11 protein-coding genes are annotated in these 15704 nt (G+C 65.0%); 3 read left to right on the plus strand and 8 right to left on the minus strand.

Going from position 1 to position 15704, the window contains the following annotated elements:
• Together IBL25_RS01690 and IBL25_RS01695 are read right to left on the minus strand one after the other, a co-directional pair.
• The coding region (locus tag IBL25_RS01690) for an FAD-binding protein (RefSeq protein ID WP_187776829.1) at window positions 1-804 on the minus strand (804 nt) is incomplete at its 3' end.
• The gene (locus tag IBL25_RS01695) at window positions 801-1475 is read right to left on the minus strand and encodes a 2Fe-2S iron-sulfur cluster-binding protein (RefSeq protein WP_194433577.1); all 675 of its coding nucleotides are present in this window, start codon (window positions 1473-1475) and stop codon (window positions 801-803) included. The genes IBL25_RS01695 and IBL25_RS01690, both read right to left, overlap by 4 nt.
• A 522-nt stretch (window positions 1476-1997) precedes the next feature.
• Here IBL25_RS01695 and IBL25_RS01700 point away from each other — a divergent pair.
• From IBL25_RS01700 to IBL25_RS01710, 3 genes are all read left to right on the plus strand, one after another.
• Window positions 1998-3434, plus strand: a complete 1437-nt coding sequence (locus IBL25_RS01700; RefSeq protein ID WP_238940144.1) for a DASS family sodium-coupled anion symporter — start codon at window positions 1998-2000, stop codon at window positions 3432-3434.
• Complete coding sequence (locus IBL25_RS01705) at window positions 3434-4408, plus strand: lactate/malate family dehydrogenase (RefSeq protein WP_187776831.1); 975 nt, start codon at window positions 3434-3436, stop codon at window positions 4406-4408. Before IBL25_RS01700 ends, IBL25_RS01705 begins: the two co-directional genes overlap by 1 nt.
• 62 nt (window positions 4409-4470) lie before the next feature.
• Entirely contained in the window at window positions 4471-7293 is a 2823-nt protein-coding gene (locus IBL25_RS01710; RefSeq protein ID WP_202986639.1) for a cation-translocating P-type ATPase, read from the plus strand.
• Window positions 7294-7754: 461 nt separating this feature from the next.
• Here the strand turns inward: IBL25_RS01710 and cyoD are convergent, their stop codons facing one another.
• The 6 genes from cyoD to IBL25_RS01740 all read right to left on the minus strand — a co-directional run bounded on the left by cyoD (window position 7755) and on the right by IBL25_RS01740 (window position 15699).
• Window positions 7755-8162: a cytochrome o ubiquinol oxidase subunit IV gene (gene cyoD / locus IBL25_RS01715; protein ID WP_187776832.1), complete on the minus strand. Its 408-nt coding sequence runs from the start codon at window positions 8160-8162 to the stop codon at window positions 7755-7757.
• Window positions 8159-8785 (minus strand): cytochrome o ubiquinol oxidase subunit III, encoded by a 627-nt coding sequence (gene cyoC, locus IBL25_RS01720; RefSeq protein ID WP_187776833.1) that lies wholly within the window; start codon window positions 8783-8785, stop codon window positions 8159-8161. Before cyoC ends, cyoD begins: the two co-directional genes overlap by 4 nt.
• Window positions 8786-8789: 4 nt before the next feature.
• Window positions 8790-10763, minus strand: coding sequence for a cytochrome o ubiquinol oxidase subunit I (gene cyoB, locus IBL25_RS01725; protein ID WP_456315846.1), 1974 nt, complete (start codon window positions 10761-10763; stop codon window positions 8790-8792).
• Between the two features lie 45 nt (window positions 10764-10808).
• Window positions 10809-12122, minus strand: coding sequence for a ubiquinol oxidase subunit II (cyoA, locus tag IBL25_RS01730; protein ID WP_238940145.1), 1314 nt, complete (start codon window positions 12120-12122; stop codon window positions 10809-10811).
• Window positions 12123-12125: 3 nt separating this feature from the next.
• Complete coding sequence (locus tag IBL25_RS01735; RefSeq protein WP_187776835.1) at window positions 12126-13469, minus strand: MFS transporter; 1344 nt, start codon at window positions 13467-13469, stop codon at window positions 12126-12128.
• Between the two features lie 1060 nt (window positions 13470-14529).
• Window positions 14530-15699, minus strand: coding sequence for a sensor histidine kinase (locus IBL25_RS01740; RefSeq protein ID WP_187776836.1), 1170 nt, complete (start codon window positions 15697-15699; stop codon window positions 14530-14532).
• Between the last annotated feature and the right edge of the window lie 5 nt (window positions 15700-15704).

Raw genomic sequence — 15704 nt, forward strand, 5'->3', positions numbered from 1 at the left:
GCGGGCGAGCACCGCGCGGCCCTGGGCGAGGTCGTGCAGCGCGGCGCCGGCGCAGCGGCCGCGATCGTCGGTCAGCAGTTCCAGCGCCGGGTGGCGGTCCAGCAGGGTGATGCCCGGCTGCAGCAGCACGGCCTCGCGCAGCGCCCGCATCATCTCCAGCCCGGTGAAGTCGCGGTAGGAGAGCAGCCGCGCCGCCGTCGCGCCGCCCGGCTTCTTGCGCAACAGGGTGCCGCCCATGCGGTCGCTGCCTTCCGTGAGGTCGAAGCCCATGCCCTCCTGGATCAGCCAGCGGATCACGCCCGGCCCATCGGAGACCAGCGCGGCCACCAGCGCCTTGTCGGCGGCGAAATGGCCCGCGCGCAGCGTGTCCTCGAAATGGCGCTGGAGGCTGTCCTCAGGCCCGACGGCGGCCTGGATGCCGCCTTCGGCCATCACCGTGTTGCTGTCGCCGAGGCGTAGCTTGGTGGCCAGGGTGACCCGCGCCCCCGCCCTCGCCGCCGTCAGCGCTGCGACACAGCCTGCCCCGCCGCCGCCGATCACCAGCACATCCGCGTCCAGCATGGGCGCGCCGGCGATGTCCACATCCTCGATCAGGGAATCGGATTGCAGCAGCGCGGCCAGCTCCGCCCGGCACGGCAGGCCGGCACTGGCGCCGACGAGGAGCGGCACCATCGCGCCGGGCTGCCGGTCGGGATGGAAGCCTTCCAGCAGTTCCGGCACCGGCAGCGCCAGGGCCTGCGCGGGCGCGGGCACCCTGGCGCGCCAGGCGGCCAGTGCCTCGGCATGCAGGATGCCGCCGTTCATGGCCGCACCGGCGGATTGGTGCCGGGTGCCTCGAAATCGATCGGCTGCCCGCCCTGGTCGATCTCGCGCAGGCGTGTGATCAGGTCGGCGGGGCGCAGGGTGAGCGAGGCGCTCATGCGCCGCACGAACTGGCCCAGATGCGCCGGGTCGATATGTTCCGGGCAGGCGGCGACGCAGAGGTTGCACATCACGCAGTGGTCGAAGAGCGCCGCCGCGGTGAAGGCCTGCCCTTCCGCGGCGAGGTTCACCATCCGCTGCACCTCGATGCCCTTGGGGCAGGCGCGGTCGCAGCCGCTGCAATGGCGGCAGTTCCTGGCCTCGGGGAAGACGGCATCGATCTGCTCCAACGCCGTCCAACTATCCGTGAGCGCATGGAGGTCATAGGCATGCGGGCGGCGGGCCGGAAAATGGTCGAGAAAGGAAACCTGCATCCCTTCCTCCACCTGCGTCTCGCAGGCAAGGGCCGTGCCGGCCAGGCGTTCGCCCTGCCGCCGCACCAGCACCCGGCACGCGCCGCAGACGCCCTGCCCCATGCAGCCGACATTCTCGGTCAGCGGCAGCCCTGCGGCGGCCCAGGCCTGTAGCAGGGAGGCTCCGGCTTCGGCCAGTATCGGATGACCGTCGAAGACGAGGCTCACCTTCGGCCCGGCCTCGGTTCCGCTGTCACTCAAGAGCGCCTCCCCGAAAGTACATGCTGTGCAGGCATACAGCGCGCCACCGATATAAATCCCCTCGGGTAAAGCCGTTTCGCGGGCGCGATGCGTGGCCGGCCGGGGCGGGAGAACAAATCCCTCCAACGAAGGGACGCCAAACTGCAACAAGGGACAGCTTGCGGATATGGCGGAATGCTTGACCGTCCCGTGGGCAGCGCGCGCCTCCCTCCCCGCGGGAGAACAAGGCACCTGGGCTGCCGGCGCGGATGACAGTTCAGTGCCCCGATCCGGCTGGGGCCGTGATGCCGCCGATCTTACAAACAACAATGCTGACGGCACAAGTTTTAGCTGTTACGCAAGTCCGTCGCCCGGCCGCAACTGCCTTCCTCGTGGCACTGCGGCTGGAGCCGCGGCTTCATGCCTGACGGCCTCGGCAATGCACTGCGGCCGCATCCGTCCACCAAGGACAGGGCTCCTTGATTCTCGGAGATTTTCATGATCCTGATGTCACCCGCTGAACCAACGTCGAATCGCAAGTTGATGTGGTTCGGCGTTGCGCTGCTGGCCTATCTGGCGGTGCTGATGCTGCCCACGCCGGCGGGGCTGAGCGCCTCGGGTCAGGTGGCTCTTGGGCTGCTGGCCCTGGTGATCATCCTCTGGATCAGTGAATGCGTGTCTCCGGCGGCCAGCGCCATCGTGCTCACCGGCATGGCGGTGCTGGGACTGATGGGCAAGCCGCTGACCGAGGGCGGCAAGGCCATGAGTTCGGCGGATGCGCTGGGGCAGATGCTTTCCGGCTATTCCTCCTCCGCCGTGCTGCTCGTTGCCGGGGCATTGTTCCTGGCCGTGGCCCTGAAGCTGACGGGGCTGGACCGGCGCGTGGCGCTGCTGGTGATGTCGCGCGTCGGCATCTCCCCGGCGCGGCTGACGCTGGGCGCCATGATCGTCGGCTTCGTGCTGGCGCTGTTCATTCCCTCCGCCACGGCGCGCGTCGGCGCGGTTATCCCGATCATGGTGGGGATCACCACCGCCCTCGGCCTGCCCGTGACAAGCAGCCTCGGCGCCACATTGATGATCGTGACGGCGCAGGTCTGCTCCATCTTCAATATGGCGATCAAGACCGGCGCGGCGCAGAACCTGATCAGCCTGAACTTCATGCAGGCTTCCTTCGGCCGCAGCATGACCTGGGGCGAATGGTTCCTCACCGCCCTGCCCTTCACCCTGTCCATGTGCGCCGTGCTCTTCGTTGTCTCCCTGGTGCTGCTGCGGCCGCATGTGCCGCCGGTGGAGGAAGCGAAGCAGCGCCTGGCGGATGAGGTCGCGCAGCTCGGCCCCGTGACGCCCGCCGAGTGGCGGCTGATGCTGGTGGCGCTGCTGCTGCTGGTGCTCTGGTCCACCGAGGGCGTGCTGCACCCGCTGGATACCACCACGACCACCCAGCTCGGCATCGCGCTGCTGCTGATGCCGCGCATCGGCGTCATGACCTGGGCACAGGCCGAGAAGCAGGTTCCCTGGGGCACGATCGTGCTCTTCGCGGCCGGCATCTCGCTCGGCATCCTGCTCTCGCGCACCGGCGCCGCCTCCTGGCTGGCGGGCGTGACGCTGGGGCGGCTCGGCCTGGATGCGATGCCGGTGGCGCTGGTGGTGGGGGCGCTCTCCCTCTTCAGCATCCTGCTGCACCTGGGCTTCGCCTCGGCCACCGGGCTGGCGAGCACGCTGATCCCGATCATGATCGCCTTCGCCCAGACCCTCCCCTATGGGCAGGACACCATTTTCGGCATCGTGATGATCCAGGCCATGGTGGTGTCCTTCGGCTTCATCCTGCCCACCAATGCGCCGCAGAACATGCTGTGCTACGCGACGGGCGCCTTCTCGACGCTGCAATTCGCGAAGGTCGGGATCGTGATCACGCTGGCGGGACTGGCGCTGCTCGTCCTGTTCTCCGCAACCATCTGGCCGATGATGGGAGTGCTGTGATGCAGGGCAAGGTCGCAATCATCGGCGCCGGGCTGGTCGGTGCCGCCGCCGGATATCTCCTGGCGAATGTGCCGGGGGTCAGTGAGGTCGTGCTGCTGGACATGGACCAGACACGGGCGAGGTCGGAGGCCGCGGATATCGCCCATGCCGCCGCCTTCGGCAGCCCGGCCCTCATCCGGGCGGCCGGGGATTACGCCGACCTGGCGGGCGCGCAGGTGGTGGTGGTGACGGCCGGCACCAGCCTGAAGCCCGGCCAGACCCGGCTGGACCTGCTGGCGGCGAATGTCGGCGTCGTGGCCTCGGTGCTGGAGCGGGTGCTGGCGGTGGTGCCGGATACGGTGCTGCTCTTCGCCACCAACCCGGTGGATGTGATGCCGGCCGTGGCGGTGCGGTACTTCGGGGTGCCGCGCGGGCGTGCCATCGGCACCGGCTGCGCCCTCGACTCCGCCCGCTTCCGCGACCGCCTGGCGCGGCATCTCGGCGTCTCGCCCAGTTCGGTCCATGCCAACGTTCTGGGCGAGCACGGGGATTCCGAGGTGCTGCACTGGAGCGGCGCGCAGATCGCCGGCATGCCGCTGATCGATTTCGCCGCGAAGCTGGGCCACCCCCTGCCGCCCGAGACCCGGGAAGCCATGACAAAGGAGGTCAGGACCTCCGCCTACCGGATCAAGGAAGGCAAGGGCGTCTCGAATTTCGGCATCGGCGGCTGCATCGCGCGGCTCACCCGGGCCATCGTGAATGACGAACACGTGGTCTTCAGCGTCTCCACCTTCATGGAGGAGCTGATGGGGGTGCAGGAGACCTGCGTCTCGCTGCCCCATGTGCTGTCCGCCCAGGGGGCCTCGGAGCCATTCCTGCCGCCGCTCGACAGGGCGGAGGAAGCGGCGCTGCGGCACAGCGCCGGCGTGCTGCGCCAGGCGATCCAGGCCGGGCTCGGGGCGCTCCCGCCCAAGGGGCCGGGTGTCCGGGCTTAAGGCAACCACGGCCCCCGCGCCGCAATAACCACAGGCCGGGCAACCGGGGACGGGCAACGGACATGATGGACATAGGCGTGGGGCAGGACGGGGCGCAGCCCTATCGGCAGGCGGCGAGCGAGGTCCTGGCGGGCCTCGGCACCGACGCCCAGCGGGGATTGCCCGCCGAGGAGGCGCGGCGGCGGCTCTCCCGCCACGGCCGCAACGAGCTGGCCGGCGAGAAGCCTGTCCCCGCCTGGCGCAAGTTCCTGGCCCAGTTCCAGGACACGCTGGTGATCCTGCTGCTGGCCGCCGCCCTGATCTCCGCCACGCTCTGGCTGCTGGAGCGCGACGCGGCGCTGCCCTATGAGGCCATGGCGATCCTGGCCGTGGTGCTGCTCAATGCGTTGATGGGCTATTTCCAGCAGGCGCGGGCCGAGCGGGCGGTCGCCGCCCTGCGCCAGATGTCGGCCGCCCAGGCACGGGTGATCCGGGACGGCGCGCAGCGCGGCATTCCGGCGGCGGAGCTGGTGCCCGGCGACCTCATCCTGGTCGAGGAAGGCGATACCATCCCGGCGGATGCGCGGGTCGTCCATTCCGCCACGCTGCAGGCCGCCGAGGCCACCCTGACGGGCGAGAGCCTGCCCGTCCCGAAGCAGGCCGAGGCCCTCATGGCCGAGGCGGGGCTGGGTGACCGGGCGAACATGATCTTCAGCGGCACGGCCGTGACCTATGGGCATGGCCGCGCCGTGGTCACGGCGACCGGCATGCACACGGAGATGGGCCGCATCGCCGGAATGCTGGCATCGGCACCCGAGGAAAGGACGCCACTGCAGCGGGAGCTGGACCGCGTCGGCCGCATGCTCGGGATGATCGTCATCGCCATCGCCGTGGTGATGGTGGGCACCATCCTCCTGGTGGAGGATATCCATGGCGCGCGGGCCATCTTCGACGTGCTCATCCTCGGTGTCGCCCTGGCTGTCGCGGCGGTGCCGGAAGGGTTGCCGGCGGTGGTCACGGCGGTGCTCTCCATCGGCGTGCAGCGCATGGCCCGGCGCAAGGCCATCGTCCGCCACCTCGCTGCGGTGGAAACCCTGGGCTCGGCCGATGTCATCGCCTCCGACAAGACCGGCACGCTGACCAGGAACGAGATGACGGTGCGCCGGGTGGTCACCGCCAGCGGCAACGTGGAGCTGGAGGGCGCCGGCTATGCCCCCCAGGGCGGGATACGGCAGGTGGAGGGAGGCGCCGTCGAGGGCAGCCTGCGCACGGAGCTTCTGCGCACGCTCCTGGCCGCGGAGCGCGCCAACAACGCGGTGCTGCAGAAAGTGGAGGACGGGCGCTGGACCGTGCAGGGGGACCCGACCGAGGGCGCGCTGATCGTGGCCGCGCGCAAGGCGGGGCTGGAGGGCGAGGCGCTGGAGGCCCGCTTCCCCCGCATCGGGGAAGTGCCCTTCTCCTCCGAGCGCAAGCTCATGAGCACCCTGCACCGCGATGCCGAGCGCCAGAATTGCCTGACCGCCTTCACCAAGGGCGCGCCGGACGTGCTGCTGGAACGCTGCACGCATGAGCTGGTGGGAGAGGACACGCGCCCCCTGAGCGCCGGGCGCCGGGCCGCCATCATGAGCGCCAATGAGGAGCTTGCCGGCCAGGCGCTGCGCACCCTCGGCATCGCCTTCCGCTTGCTGCCGCAGGACATGGCCGCGCAGCATCATCCTGACACGGCATTGGAGCAGGGGCTCGTCTTTCTGGGCCTGGTTGGCATGATCGACCCGCCGCGTGAGGAGGTGAAGCTGGCCGTGGCGCGGGCCCGGAGCGCCAGCATCCGCCCCATCATGATCACGGGCGACCATCCCAGGACGGCCGTGGCGATCGCCCGCGAGCTTGGCATCGCCCAGGATGGCGGCGTGGTGACGGGGGCCGAGTTGCAGGCCATGCCGGATGACGCGCTGAGCCGCACCGTGCGCGAGGTCTCGGTCTATGCGCGCGTCAATCCCGAACACAAGCTGCGCATCGTCAGGACGCTGCAGGGCCATGGCGCGACCATGGCGATGACGGGCGATGGCGTGAACGACGCGCCCGCCCTGAAGGCCGCCGATATCGGCGTGGCCATGGGCATCACCGGCACCGACGTCTCGAAGGAGGCGGCGGATATCGTGCTGGCCGACGACAACTTCGCCACCATTGTCGCCGCCGTGGAGGAAGGCCGCGCCATCTTCGCCAATATCCGCAAGTTCCTCCGCTACCTGCTATCCTCCAATATCGGCGAGGTCATGACGATGTTCTTCGGCGTGCTGCTCGCCGACCTCATCGGCCTGACGGCCCTGGCGCAGGGCGGTGTGGCGCTGCCGCTGCTGGCGACGCAGATCCTGTGGATCAACCTCGTCACCGATGGCGCGCCGGCCCTGGCGCTCGGCATGGACCCGGTGGACGCCGGCACCATGTCCCGGCCGCCGCGCCCCCGGGGGGAGAGCGTGGTCACCTACCGCATGTGGGCCGGCATCTTCTTCGTCGGCGCCGTCATGGCGGCGGGGACGCTGCTCATGCTCGACATGTCACTCCCGGGCGGGATGATCGAGGGTTCCGGCGATCTGCGCTACGGGCAGACCATGGCTTTCACGACACTGACGCTGTTCCAGCTCTTCAATGTCCTGAACGCCCGCTCCGACGAGGAAAGCGCCTTCCGGAACCTCTTCACCAATCATTGGCTTTGGGCCGCCATCCTGTTCTCCATGGCGCTTCATGCCGCGGTGATCTACCTGCCTTTGCTGCAGCAGGCCTTCTCCACCGTGCCGCTGAGCCCAGGCGACTGGCTGAGCTGCGTGGCCGCCGCGAGTTCGGTGCTCTGGTTGCGTGAGTTGAGCAAGCTGCTTGGCCGGGCGCGACCGGCGCGCTCACCGAGATAAGGCCAGGTCCGGCAGGCAAGCTGACCTGAGGCCACCATCCTGCCCGTGGCGGCCTCGCAGCAACGGATAGTTCGAGGTGCCGGCCTGCTTCGGGGCCGCATAACCGCCCCGATAACCGCCTCAGCGGGTGCTCAACGGCAAAACACCCGATCGGCCCTTGGCCGAATGCCTGAGGCCCGCTCCAAGCTCATTCGCCGCTAAAGGGCGAGCTTGGCTTGAAGACATCGCCAAAGCCTGCCCCCAGCAGAGAATACCAGGGACACGTCGCAACCAGGCAGACGCAGTACGCGTCGACCTTGCTGTCAATGAACCGGGCGCCGTTGTCCCGACAATGTTCGCATGGCGGACGAAAACCACACCACAGCCCGCCAAAGTACCGCTAGACATCCAAGGCCGGTGAAAGCGCGTCCATGAGTACGGTGGCTCAGCCGGGACTACTGCCGCCACAACCCTCCAGCCCGTCAAGGCCGTGTCAGAGCCTCGTGTGGCGACATCGGCATCATGTTCTGATCCATGTGATACATGACCCATATTGATCCGACCAGCGTCACGACGACCAGTGTGAGAGTGAAGACCAGGGAGACGAAGGTCCACCCGCCTTCCGACTTGGTGTTCATGTGCAGGAAGTAGATCATGTGGACCAGGATCTGCGCCACGGCGAAGGCCATGATCACGATGCTGGTCTTCGTCGTGTCGTCCAGCACATTGCCCATGACGAGCCAGAACGGGATCGCCGTGAGGACAACGGACAGGATGAACCCGGTCATGTAGCTCCGGGCCGTGCCATGCGGTGGCCCGCCATGTGCTGGCGTGGCGCTGCCGTGCTTGTCCGAGGCGTGGGCCGAGCCTGATTTGGCAGTCACACTCATCGCATCGATCCCATCAGGTAGACGAAGGTGAAAACGCCGATCCAGATCACGTCAAGGAAATGCCAGAACATGGAGAGGCACATGATCCGCCGCTGGTTATCGGCGTTCAGGCCATACCGCCGGACCTGGACCATCAATGTGACGAGCCAGATGATACCGAAGGTCACATGCAGCCCATGCGTGCCGACCAGAACGTAGAAGGACGACAGGAAGGCACTGCGCTGCGGCGTTGCCCCTTCGGAGATCAGATGGCCGAACTCGTAGAGTTCGATTCCCACAAACAGGGCGCCCAGCAATCCTGTTGCCGTGAGCCAGCGCAGGGTGCCGCGCAGTCCGCCCTTCTCCATCTCCAGCATCGCGAAGCCGTAGGTGATGGAAGACACCAGCAGAAGGCCCGTGTTGAAGGCGACAAGCCTGAGATCGAAGAGGTCCGCCCCCGAAGGGCCGGCGGCGTAGTTACGGCCGAGCACCCCGTAGCAGGCGAAAAGCACCGCGAAGATCAGGCAGTCGCTCATCAGATAGAGCCAGAAGCCGATCAGCGTGCCCCCGTCGCCGTGGGCATGGTCCTCCTGCTCATAGAATACCGGGGCGGTGGCACCAGGCGGCGCGGCCTTCTCATGCATCGGATCAGGCCCTCGCCGCCAGTTGTGCCGTTCGCTGGCTCTCGAGCCGAGCGATCTCTTCGGCCGGAACCGTGTAGCCCCGGTTGTAGTTGAAGGTATGGATGATGGCGGCCGCGATCAGCGCCACGAAGGACACCACTGCCAGCCACCAGATGTACCAGATCAGGGCAAAGCCGAGCACGGTGCTGAGCGCCGCCAGCACAACGCCGGCACCGGTGTTGCGCGGCATGTGGAGTGACCTGAATTCGCTGATTGGCCTGTCATACCCGCGCTTCTTCATATCCCACCAGGCGTCCAGGTCATGGACGACAGGCGTGAAGGCGAAGTTATAGGGCGGAGGCGGCGACGACGTGGACCACTCGAGGGTTCGCCCGCCCCAGGGATCGCCGGTAAGGTCACGAAGCTGAGCGCGCCGGAAGAAGCTGACGACCAGCTGCACCACAAAGGCCAGGATCCCCGCCATGATGATGAAGGCTCCGATCGCGGCGACCGTGAGATAAGGCTGCACGGCCGGGTCATCGAAATGCTGCGTCCGGCGCGTCTCGCCCATCAGGCCCAGAACATAGATCGGGGTGAAGACGGTCCAGAATCCGACCAGCCAGCACCAGAAGCTCACCTTGCCCCAGAATGGATCGAGCTTGTAGCCAAAGGCCTTCGGGAACCAGTACTGGATGCCCGCCAGCAGCCCGAACACGACACCGCCGATAATGACATTGTGGAAATGCGCCACCAGGAAGAGGCTGTTGTGCAGGACGAAGTCAGCAGGCGGGACCGCGAGCAGCACGCCGGTCAGGCCACCGATGACGAAGGTCGGGATGAAGCCCATGACCCAGATGAAGGGGCCTTCGAACCGGATCCGGCCACGGTACATCGTGAACAGCCAGTTGAAGACCTTCGCGCCGGTCGGGATCGAGATGATCATGGTCGTGATGCCGAAGAAGGCATTCACATTGGCGCCGGAGCCCATGGTGAAGAAGTGGTGCAGCCAGGTCAGCCAGGAAACAAGGGCGATGACGGCGGTCGCATAGACCATCGACGTATAGCCGAACAGACGCTTGCTGCAGAAGGTCGAGACGATCTCAGAATAGATGCCAAAGGCAGGCAGAACCAGGACATAGACCTCAGGGTGCCCCCAGATCCAGATCAGGTTCATGTACAACATCGAATTGCCGCCGAAGTCGTTGGTGAAGAAATGCGTTCCCACGTAACGGTCGAGGGCCAGGAGCGTCAGGGTCGCGGTCAGCACCGGAAAGATGGTGATGATGATGGCGTTGCTGGCCAGCGTGGTCCAGCAGAAGACCGGCATCTTCATCATCGTCATGCCGGGAGCGCGCATCTTGATGATCGTCGCGATCAGGTTGACGCCGGATAATGTGGTACCGACACCCGCGACCTGGAGCCCCCAGATCCAGTAATCGACCCCGACACCAGGGCTATAGGCCGCGCCGGACAGTGGTGGATAGCCGAGCCAGCCGGTCCGGGCGAACTCGCCGACAAAGAGCGACAGCATGGTCAGAACGGCGCCGCCGACGGTCATCCAGAAGCTGAAATTGTTCAGGAACGGAAAGGCAACATCCCGAGCGCCGATCTGCAAGGGCACCACGTAGTTCATCACCCCTGTCACGAAAGGCATCGCCATGAAGAAGATCATGATCGTGCCATGCGCGGTGAAGACCTGGTCATAGTGGTGGGGAGGCAGATAACCCTCCGCCGCACCGACCGAGAGGGCCTTCTGCGTCACCATCATGATCGCGTCGGCGAAGCCGCGCAGCAGCATGATGATGGCGAGAATGATGTACATGATGCCGATCTTCTTATGATCGACGCTGGTGAACCATTCCCGCCAGAGATAGCCCAGTTTGCCGTACCACAGGACAGCGCCCAGCAGCGCCAGCCCGGCCACAGCCACAACCACGAAGGTCCAGAGCAGGATCGGCTCATGGTACGGGATCGCCTCAAGCGTCAGGCGTCCGAACAGGAACTGTTTCAGGTCGAGATGATCGAACATGGGCAATCCCGTCGGTCAGTGCTGGTGGCCGGTTGAGGGGGTATTCAGCTGGTTGGGCGCAGGAGCCTCGCCAGCGCCCTGTGGGGCACGGTCTTGTGCTGCCCCGGGCGCGGCCGGCCCATCGCTCACTCCGCCGCGCGCCCTCTCCTGGTCTCGCGGCATCATGCCTTCAGGCTGGGTGTCCGACCTTGAGGGGCGGCCCGAGGCCGGGACCGTGGCACCCGGCGGTTCGCTCCCGCTCTCCAGGCGACGGTTGTCGTATTCCAGGCGGCCGCGATGCTCATCGCTGTCCTTGCCGCCGCCCCCCATGCTGTCGATATGGTGCATCTCAGCGACGCACATCTGCCCCTGTTCGGGACACATGCCGACGATGGCGTCGAAGATCCTATCGGCGACGGCCCCATAATAGCGGACCGGCTCGGCTTCGCTGGGCTTCTCGAGCGTGAGATAGGCGTCGCGGTCGAGGGAGCCCCCGGCGGCTTTCGCGTTCGCAACCCACTGGCTGAACCCATCGGATGACAGGCCTCGGAAGCCGAAGTTCATGCGGGAAAAGCCTGAACCGCTGTAATGCGCGGACAGCCCCCTGAAGTTCCCCTCCTTGTTGATCACCGCATGGAGCTTCGTCTCCATGCCAGGCATGGCGTAGATCATGCCGGCGAGCGCGGGGACGTAGAAGGTGTTCCAGACGGAGGAAGACGTGATGCGGAAGGCGATGGGCCGGTCCACCGGCGCCGCCATCTCATTCACGCTCGCGATGCCATACTCCGGGTAGATGAACAGCCACTTCCAGTCGAGCGCGACGACCTGCACGTCGAGCGGCTTTGTGTCCGCCGGGATCGGTCGCTTGGGGCCGAGGCGCGACAACGGCCGGAATGGGTCAAGCGTATGCGTGCTGATCCAGGTCATCGCCCCGAGGGCCATGACGATCAGCAGCGGGATGGTCCAGATGACCACCTCGAGCCGCGTCGAATGGTGCCAGTCAGGATCATAGTTCGCCTTCGGGTTCGAAGCGCGATAGCGCCGCGCGAACAGGAAGGTGAGGACGATAACCGGCACGATGACAAGCAACATGAGCGCCGTGGAGGCGATGATGAGGTTCCGCTGCTGCACCGCCACGTCACCTGACGGATCCATGACAACCAGATTGCACCCCGAGAGGAGGGCGCCGGACCCGAGCAGTGCGACAAGCCGCGTGACGCGGCTGACCCGGAGCCTGGGCGGGTTCTGGGCGGCAGGCTTTGCTTGAGGTTTGTCCATCACCGTCTCTTCACGATCAGCCGACACGCGGAGCAGTGCGTGGCCGGTCAAGGGGCTGTGTGAGGCCTGCATGGGTCAAACCTGCCGGACTTCCGAGCGCGACAGGCTGAGCACCAAAAGGGTCGTGACCGCGCCGGACAGCAGGTAAAGTCCGACGCAGGCAAGTCCGTAACGCGCAGACAGGAACAGCACGATCAAGGGCGCGAAGCCGGCACCGAGCAACCAGGAAAGGTCGCTTGTCAGCGCGGCTCCGGTGTAACGGAAGCGTGGATCCAGTCGGGATGTCACCGCTCCGGATGACTGGCCATAGGAAAGGCCAAGCAGTGCAAATCCGGCATTGACGTAGATGGTTTGCCCGATGGCATTCTCCTCAATGATCAAGGGCGCAATCGTGCTGCAAATCGCAAAGACTGCGATCAGGCCGGCTGAGATCATGAGAAGCTTGCGGCGTCCCATCTGGTCGGCAATCAGGCCGGAAGCCACGATCGCGCCGGCGCAGATGAACGCCCCTGATGTCTGCACCATCAGGAACTCGCCCACCGAGCGCTGCGTGAACAGGTCTATCCAACTGATGGGAAAGACTGCCACGAGATGGAACAAGGCAAAGCTTGCGAGCGGAATCAGGGCACCAATCAGGAGTTCGCGCGAATGGTTCCGGATCAGGGGAAGGATCGGTGACGGCTCAAGTCGTCCCAGGTCCAGAAGCCGAGAAAACTCCTCGGTCGCTACCAGCCGCAGGCGCGAGAACAAGGCGACAACATTGACGGCGAAGGCGCAGAAGAAGGGATACCGCCAGCCCCAGCTCAGAAAATCTTCCTCGGATAGATTGAGCAAGAAAAACGAGAAAAGGACGGCTGCGACAGCGAAACCCAGCGGCGCTCCCAATTGCGCTATGCCTGCATAGAGGCCACGGCGCTCGACCGGCGCGTTCAACGCCAGCAGGGAGGCAAGCCCGTCCCATGCCCCGCCGAGGGCTAGCCCCTGGCCTATGCGCAGAATGCTCAAAAGATACAGCGACCAGGCACCGATCTGCGCGTAGCTTGGCAGAAAAGAGATGGCCATGGTCGAGAAGCCAAGAAGGAAGAGCGCAACAGTGAGCTTTACGCTGCGGCCGTACCGCCGGTCGACTGCCGTGAAGATTACCGTGCCGATCGGCCGTGCCACGAAAGCGAGCGAGAAGATCGCGAAGGAATAAAGCGTCGCAGTGACGGGTTCCGCGAAGGGCAGGAAGACCTTCGGGAAGACCACGACGGCCGCAATGGCGAACACGAAAAAGTCGAAATACTCGGCGGCGCGGCCGATGATGACGCCAATGGCAATCTCGCTCGGATCGACCTTGTGATCGGTAGATACCAAACGTGCGTCGCGTTCCGCCGCCGCAGAATTGGGGTTTGGTCCTTGGACATTGTCGCTTGCCATTGTGGCGCCCCAAATTGTTACGACAGGTTTCGAGACGCCGTATTCTATGTCAATACGTGGCGGCGTTCAGAAGCGTCTGGAAGTGTAAAGATCACTTGAAAGGACGATCTCCGGCGTCACCGTTAGCGCGGCTTGTTGGATCTTGATCCGGTCGGATGACGTGGGCAGGCGGCGGATGCCGAGGAAGAATCGAGTTGCCGTCTCGTAGGCGCGCCACAACCTAACCTTCACATCAAGGCTGAGACGAGCCTCGGCGTCGTGACCTCCACATCATCAACAAAGAGCACTTCTGCGGGTTGGTTTGGAATCGAGGCATTCTCCAAGAAAACAGAAGCTCTTTGAGGGCTGCCTCGATAGCTCGGAGTTCTGGCCAGAGCCTTGCCGCAGGTAGGTCAAGAGGAACTGCAACAGGAAAGACGTATATAGATCATCGGCTTCTGTAGGGCCTGTCTGGTTAGGCACACCTCATGGCCATCTTCTTGAACGCTGATGGTTGCCCAGCACGCAGCTAACAACGCAAAGACTGTACCCGCGATCTCGCGGATACGCTGCCAGAAGGGCGAATAGCCGATGTCAGCGCACCTTGGGTGCTGCTAGGCTGCCCTTGTTGGTCAAGCGGAGAAGCGTTTTTGTTGACCCTCTGCTCGACCTGTTCCACCGCTGTTCCGCTGAGGCGATGAACCAGTTCCTCTATGCAGGTACCGACGTATTCTAAGGCATCGACCCTGATCGCAAGGTGTTGCTTCATCAGTTCACGGCGCGGCGCGGTGGCCAGGATAGCAAGATACAGTCAGGCATCACGGTCGCTGGAGATCGGACCTGCCGAAACACCGGGACTACTCGGGCGAGGCCGCCTGGACCTGACATATGAATGACGGTGGGTCCGACGACCGCCCACATCTGCCACGCCTTGACGTTTCCGTGGCCCAGGAGTTTGAGCCAGTTCGTTGCATCGCTGTGGAAAACAGAATCGCTTTCGTCAGCAGCATCCGCAGGTTGAGGGCGGGGGATAGCTTATCGAGTATCGAGAGCGACCAACCACCGGCATGCCCACCCTGCTCTAGGCGGATCCTACCGGGCAACTCGCTCTGATCGAGGTGCCATGTCCGGGCGTCGACTGAACCGCAAGCGTGCCACCAACCAGCCGGAGCCTTTCACGCATCCCGATAAGTCCGACACCGCGCGGCTTCGCTCCGTCAACGATGCCTAGCCCGTTGTCGGTAACGGTCACAACCAGATGCGTGCAGCCGCCCACTGCTGTCTCGGTTTGCATGTTGATGCAAACAAAGCTTGCCCTGGCGTGCCGGTAAACATTGGTGAGCGCCTCCTGCACCACCCGGAACAGGATAATCTCTCCTTCAGGCACAACTCTGGGCAGATCGGTACTCGCCACTTCCGGCCGCTGATCCCGGACCACCGTGACGACGCCACTACGCTCGCTGAAGCCTTCCGCATACCATCCCAAAGCGGCGCCTAGTCGGACCTCGTCAAGGAGCGGCGGATGCAGCAGGTAAGAGAGGGTGCGAATCTCGTCCTCACACTGCTTCAACAGGACCAATGCATTCGCAAGTGGATCTGTTATACCCGCCTCTGAATCCGCATCTCCCCTGCGCTGCGCCGCATGGATCGACAATGTCGCTGCCAGCAGATTCTGTGCAGTCTGGTCGTGCAAGTCGCGTGCGATCCGCCTGCGCTCGCTGTCCTGGCTCCGCAACATGCTCGCCGTGAGGTTTCGGAGCGTCTCTGCTGCCTGATACTGCTCGGTAACTTCACGCGCCGTGCACATCAAGCTGGCCGGCCGGCCAAATTCGTCACGCTGACATACCGCGTGGCGGAAAGTAATCCAGCGCGGATCTTCCTGGTCACTGCCCAGGCACAAGGTCACTTGCGTTGTCTTTCCATCAGGCAGCGCTGCACAGCCATCACGATGTTCTTTGAACATGGCCTGCTGGCTCTGGGCCATCCGGTTGAGCATCGCGGCCTCACTCACCTCGCCACTGGCGCCTGTGAAGACGGCGACTTCCGGCGAAGTGTTGAGAAGAGTGATCCGATTGTCGTGCAGGTCCACCGCGTACAGCAGGCCAGAGACAATGGAGGCCATGGTGCGCAGGGTGCGGAAACTACCGTCTTGCTGCACACCAGGCCAGAGAGCACGACAGATCAGAGTCGTGACGTCATCTGCGGCATTGCTGATTGATATAGAGCGAGCCTGGACCGACGTCAGCTTCATGCCCA

The organism is Pseudoroseomonas ludipueritiae (genome assembly GCF_014490445.1).
GTDB classification, from domain to species: Bacteria; Pseudomonadota; Alphaproteobacteria; order Acetobacterales; family Acetobacteraceae; genus Pseudoroseomonas; species Pseudoroseomonas ludipueritiae.

Excerpts from the sequence above, each read along its gene's own strand:
- IBL25_RS01700 (WP_238940144.1), top strand. The coding sequence starts at position 1,998 with ATGTGGTTCGGCGTTGCGCTGCTGGCCTATCTGGCGGTGCTGATGCTG.
- IBL25_RS01705 (WP_187776831.1), top strand. The coding sequence starts at position 3,434 with ATGCAGGGCAAGGTCGCAATCATCGGCGCCGGGCTGGTCGGTGCCGCC.
- IBL25_RS01710 (WP_202986639.1), top strand. The coding sequence starts at position 4,471 with ATGATGGACATAGGCGTGGGGCAGGACGGGGCGCAGCCCTATCGGCAG.
- cyoD (WP_187776832.1), bottom strand. The coding sequence starts at position 8,162 with ATGAGTGTGACTGCCAAATCAGGCTCGGCCCACGCCTCGGACAAGCAC.
- cyoC (WP_187776833.1), bottom strand. The coding sequence starts at position 8,785 with ATGCATGAGAAGGCCGCGCCGCCTGGTGCCACCGCCCCGGTATTCTAT.
- cyoA (WP_238940145.1), bottom strand. The coding sequence starts at position 12,122 with ATGCAGGCCTCACACAGCCCCTTGACCGGCCACGCACTGCTCCGCGTG.
- IBL25_RS01735 (WP_187776835.1), bottom strand. The coding sequence starts at position 13,469 with ATGGCAAGCGACAATGTCCAAGGACCAAACCCCAATTCTGCGGCGGCG.
- IBL25_RS01740 (WP_187776836.1), bottom strand. The coding sequence starts at position 15,699 with ATGAAGCTGACGTCGGTCCAGGCTCGCTCTATATCAATCAGCAATGCC.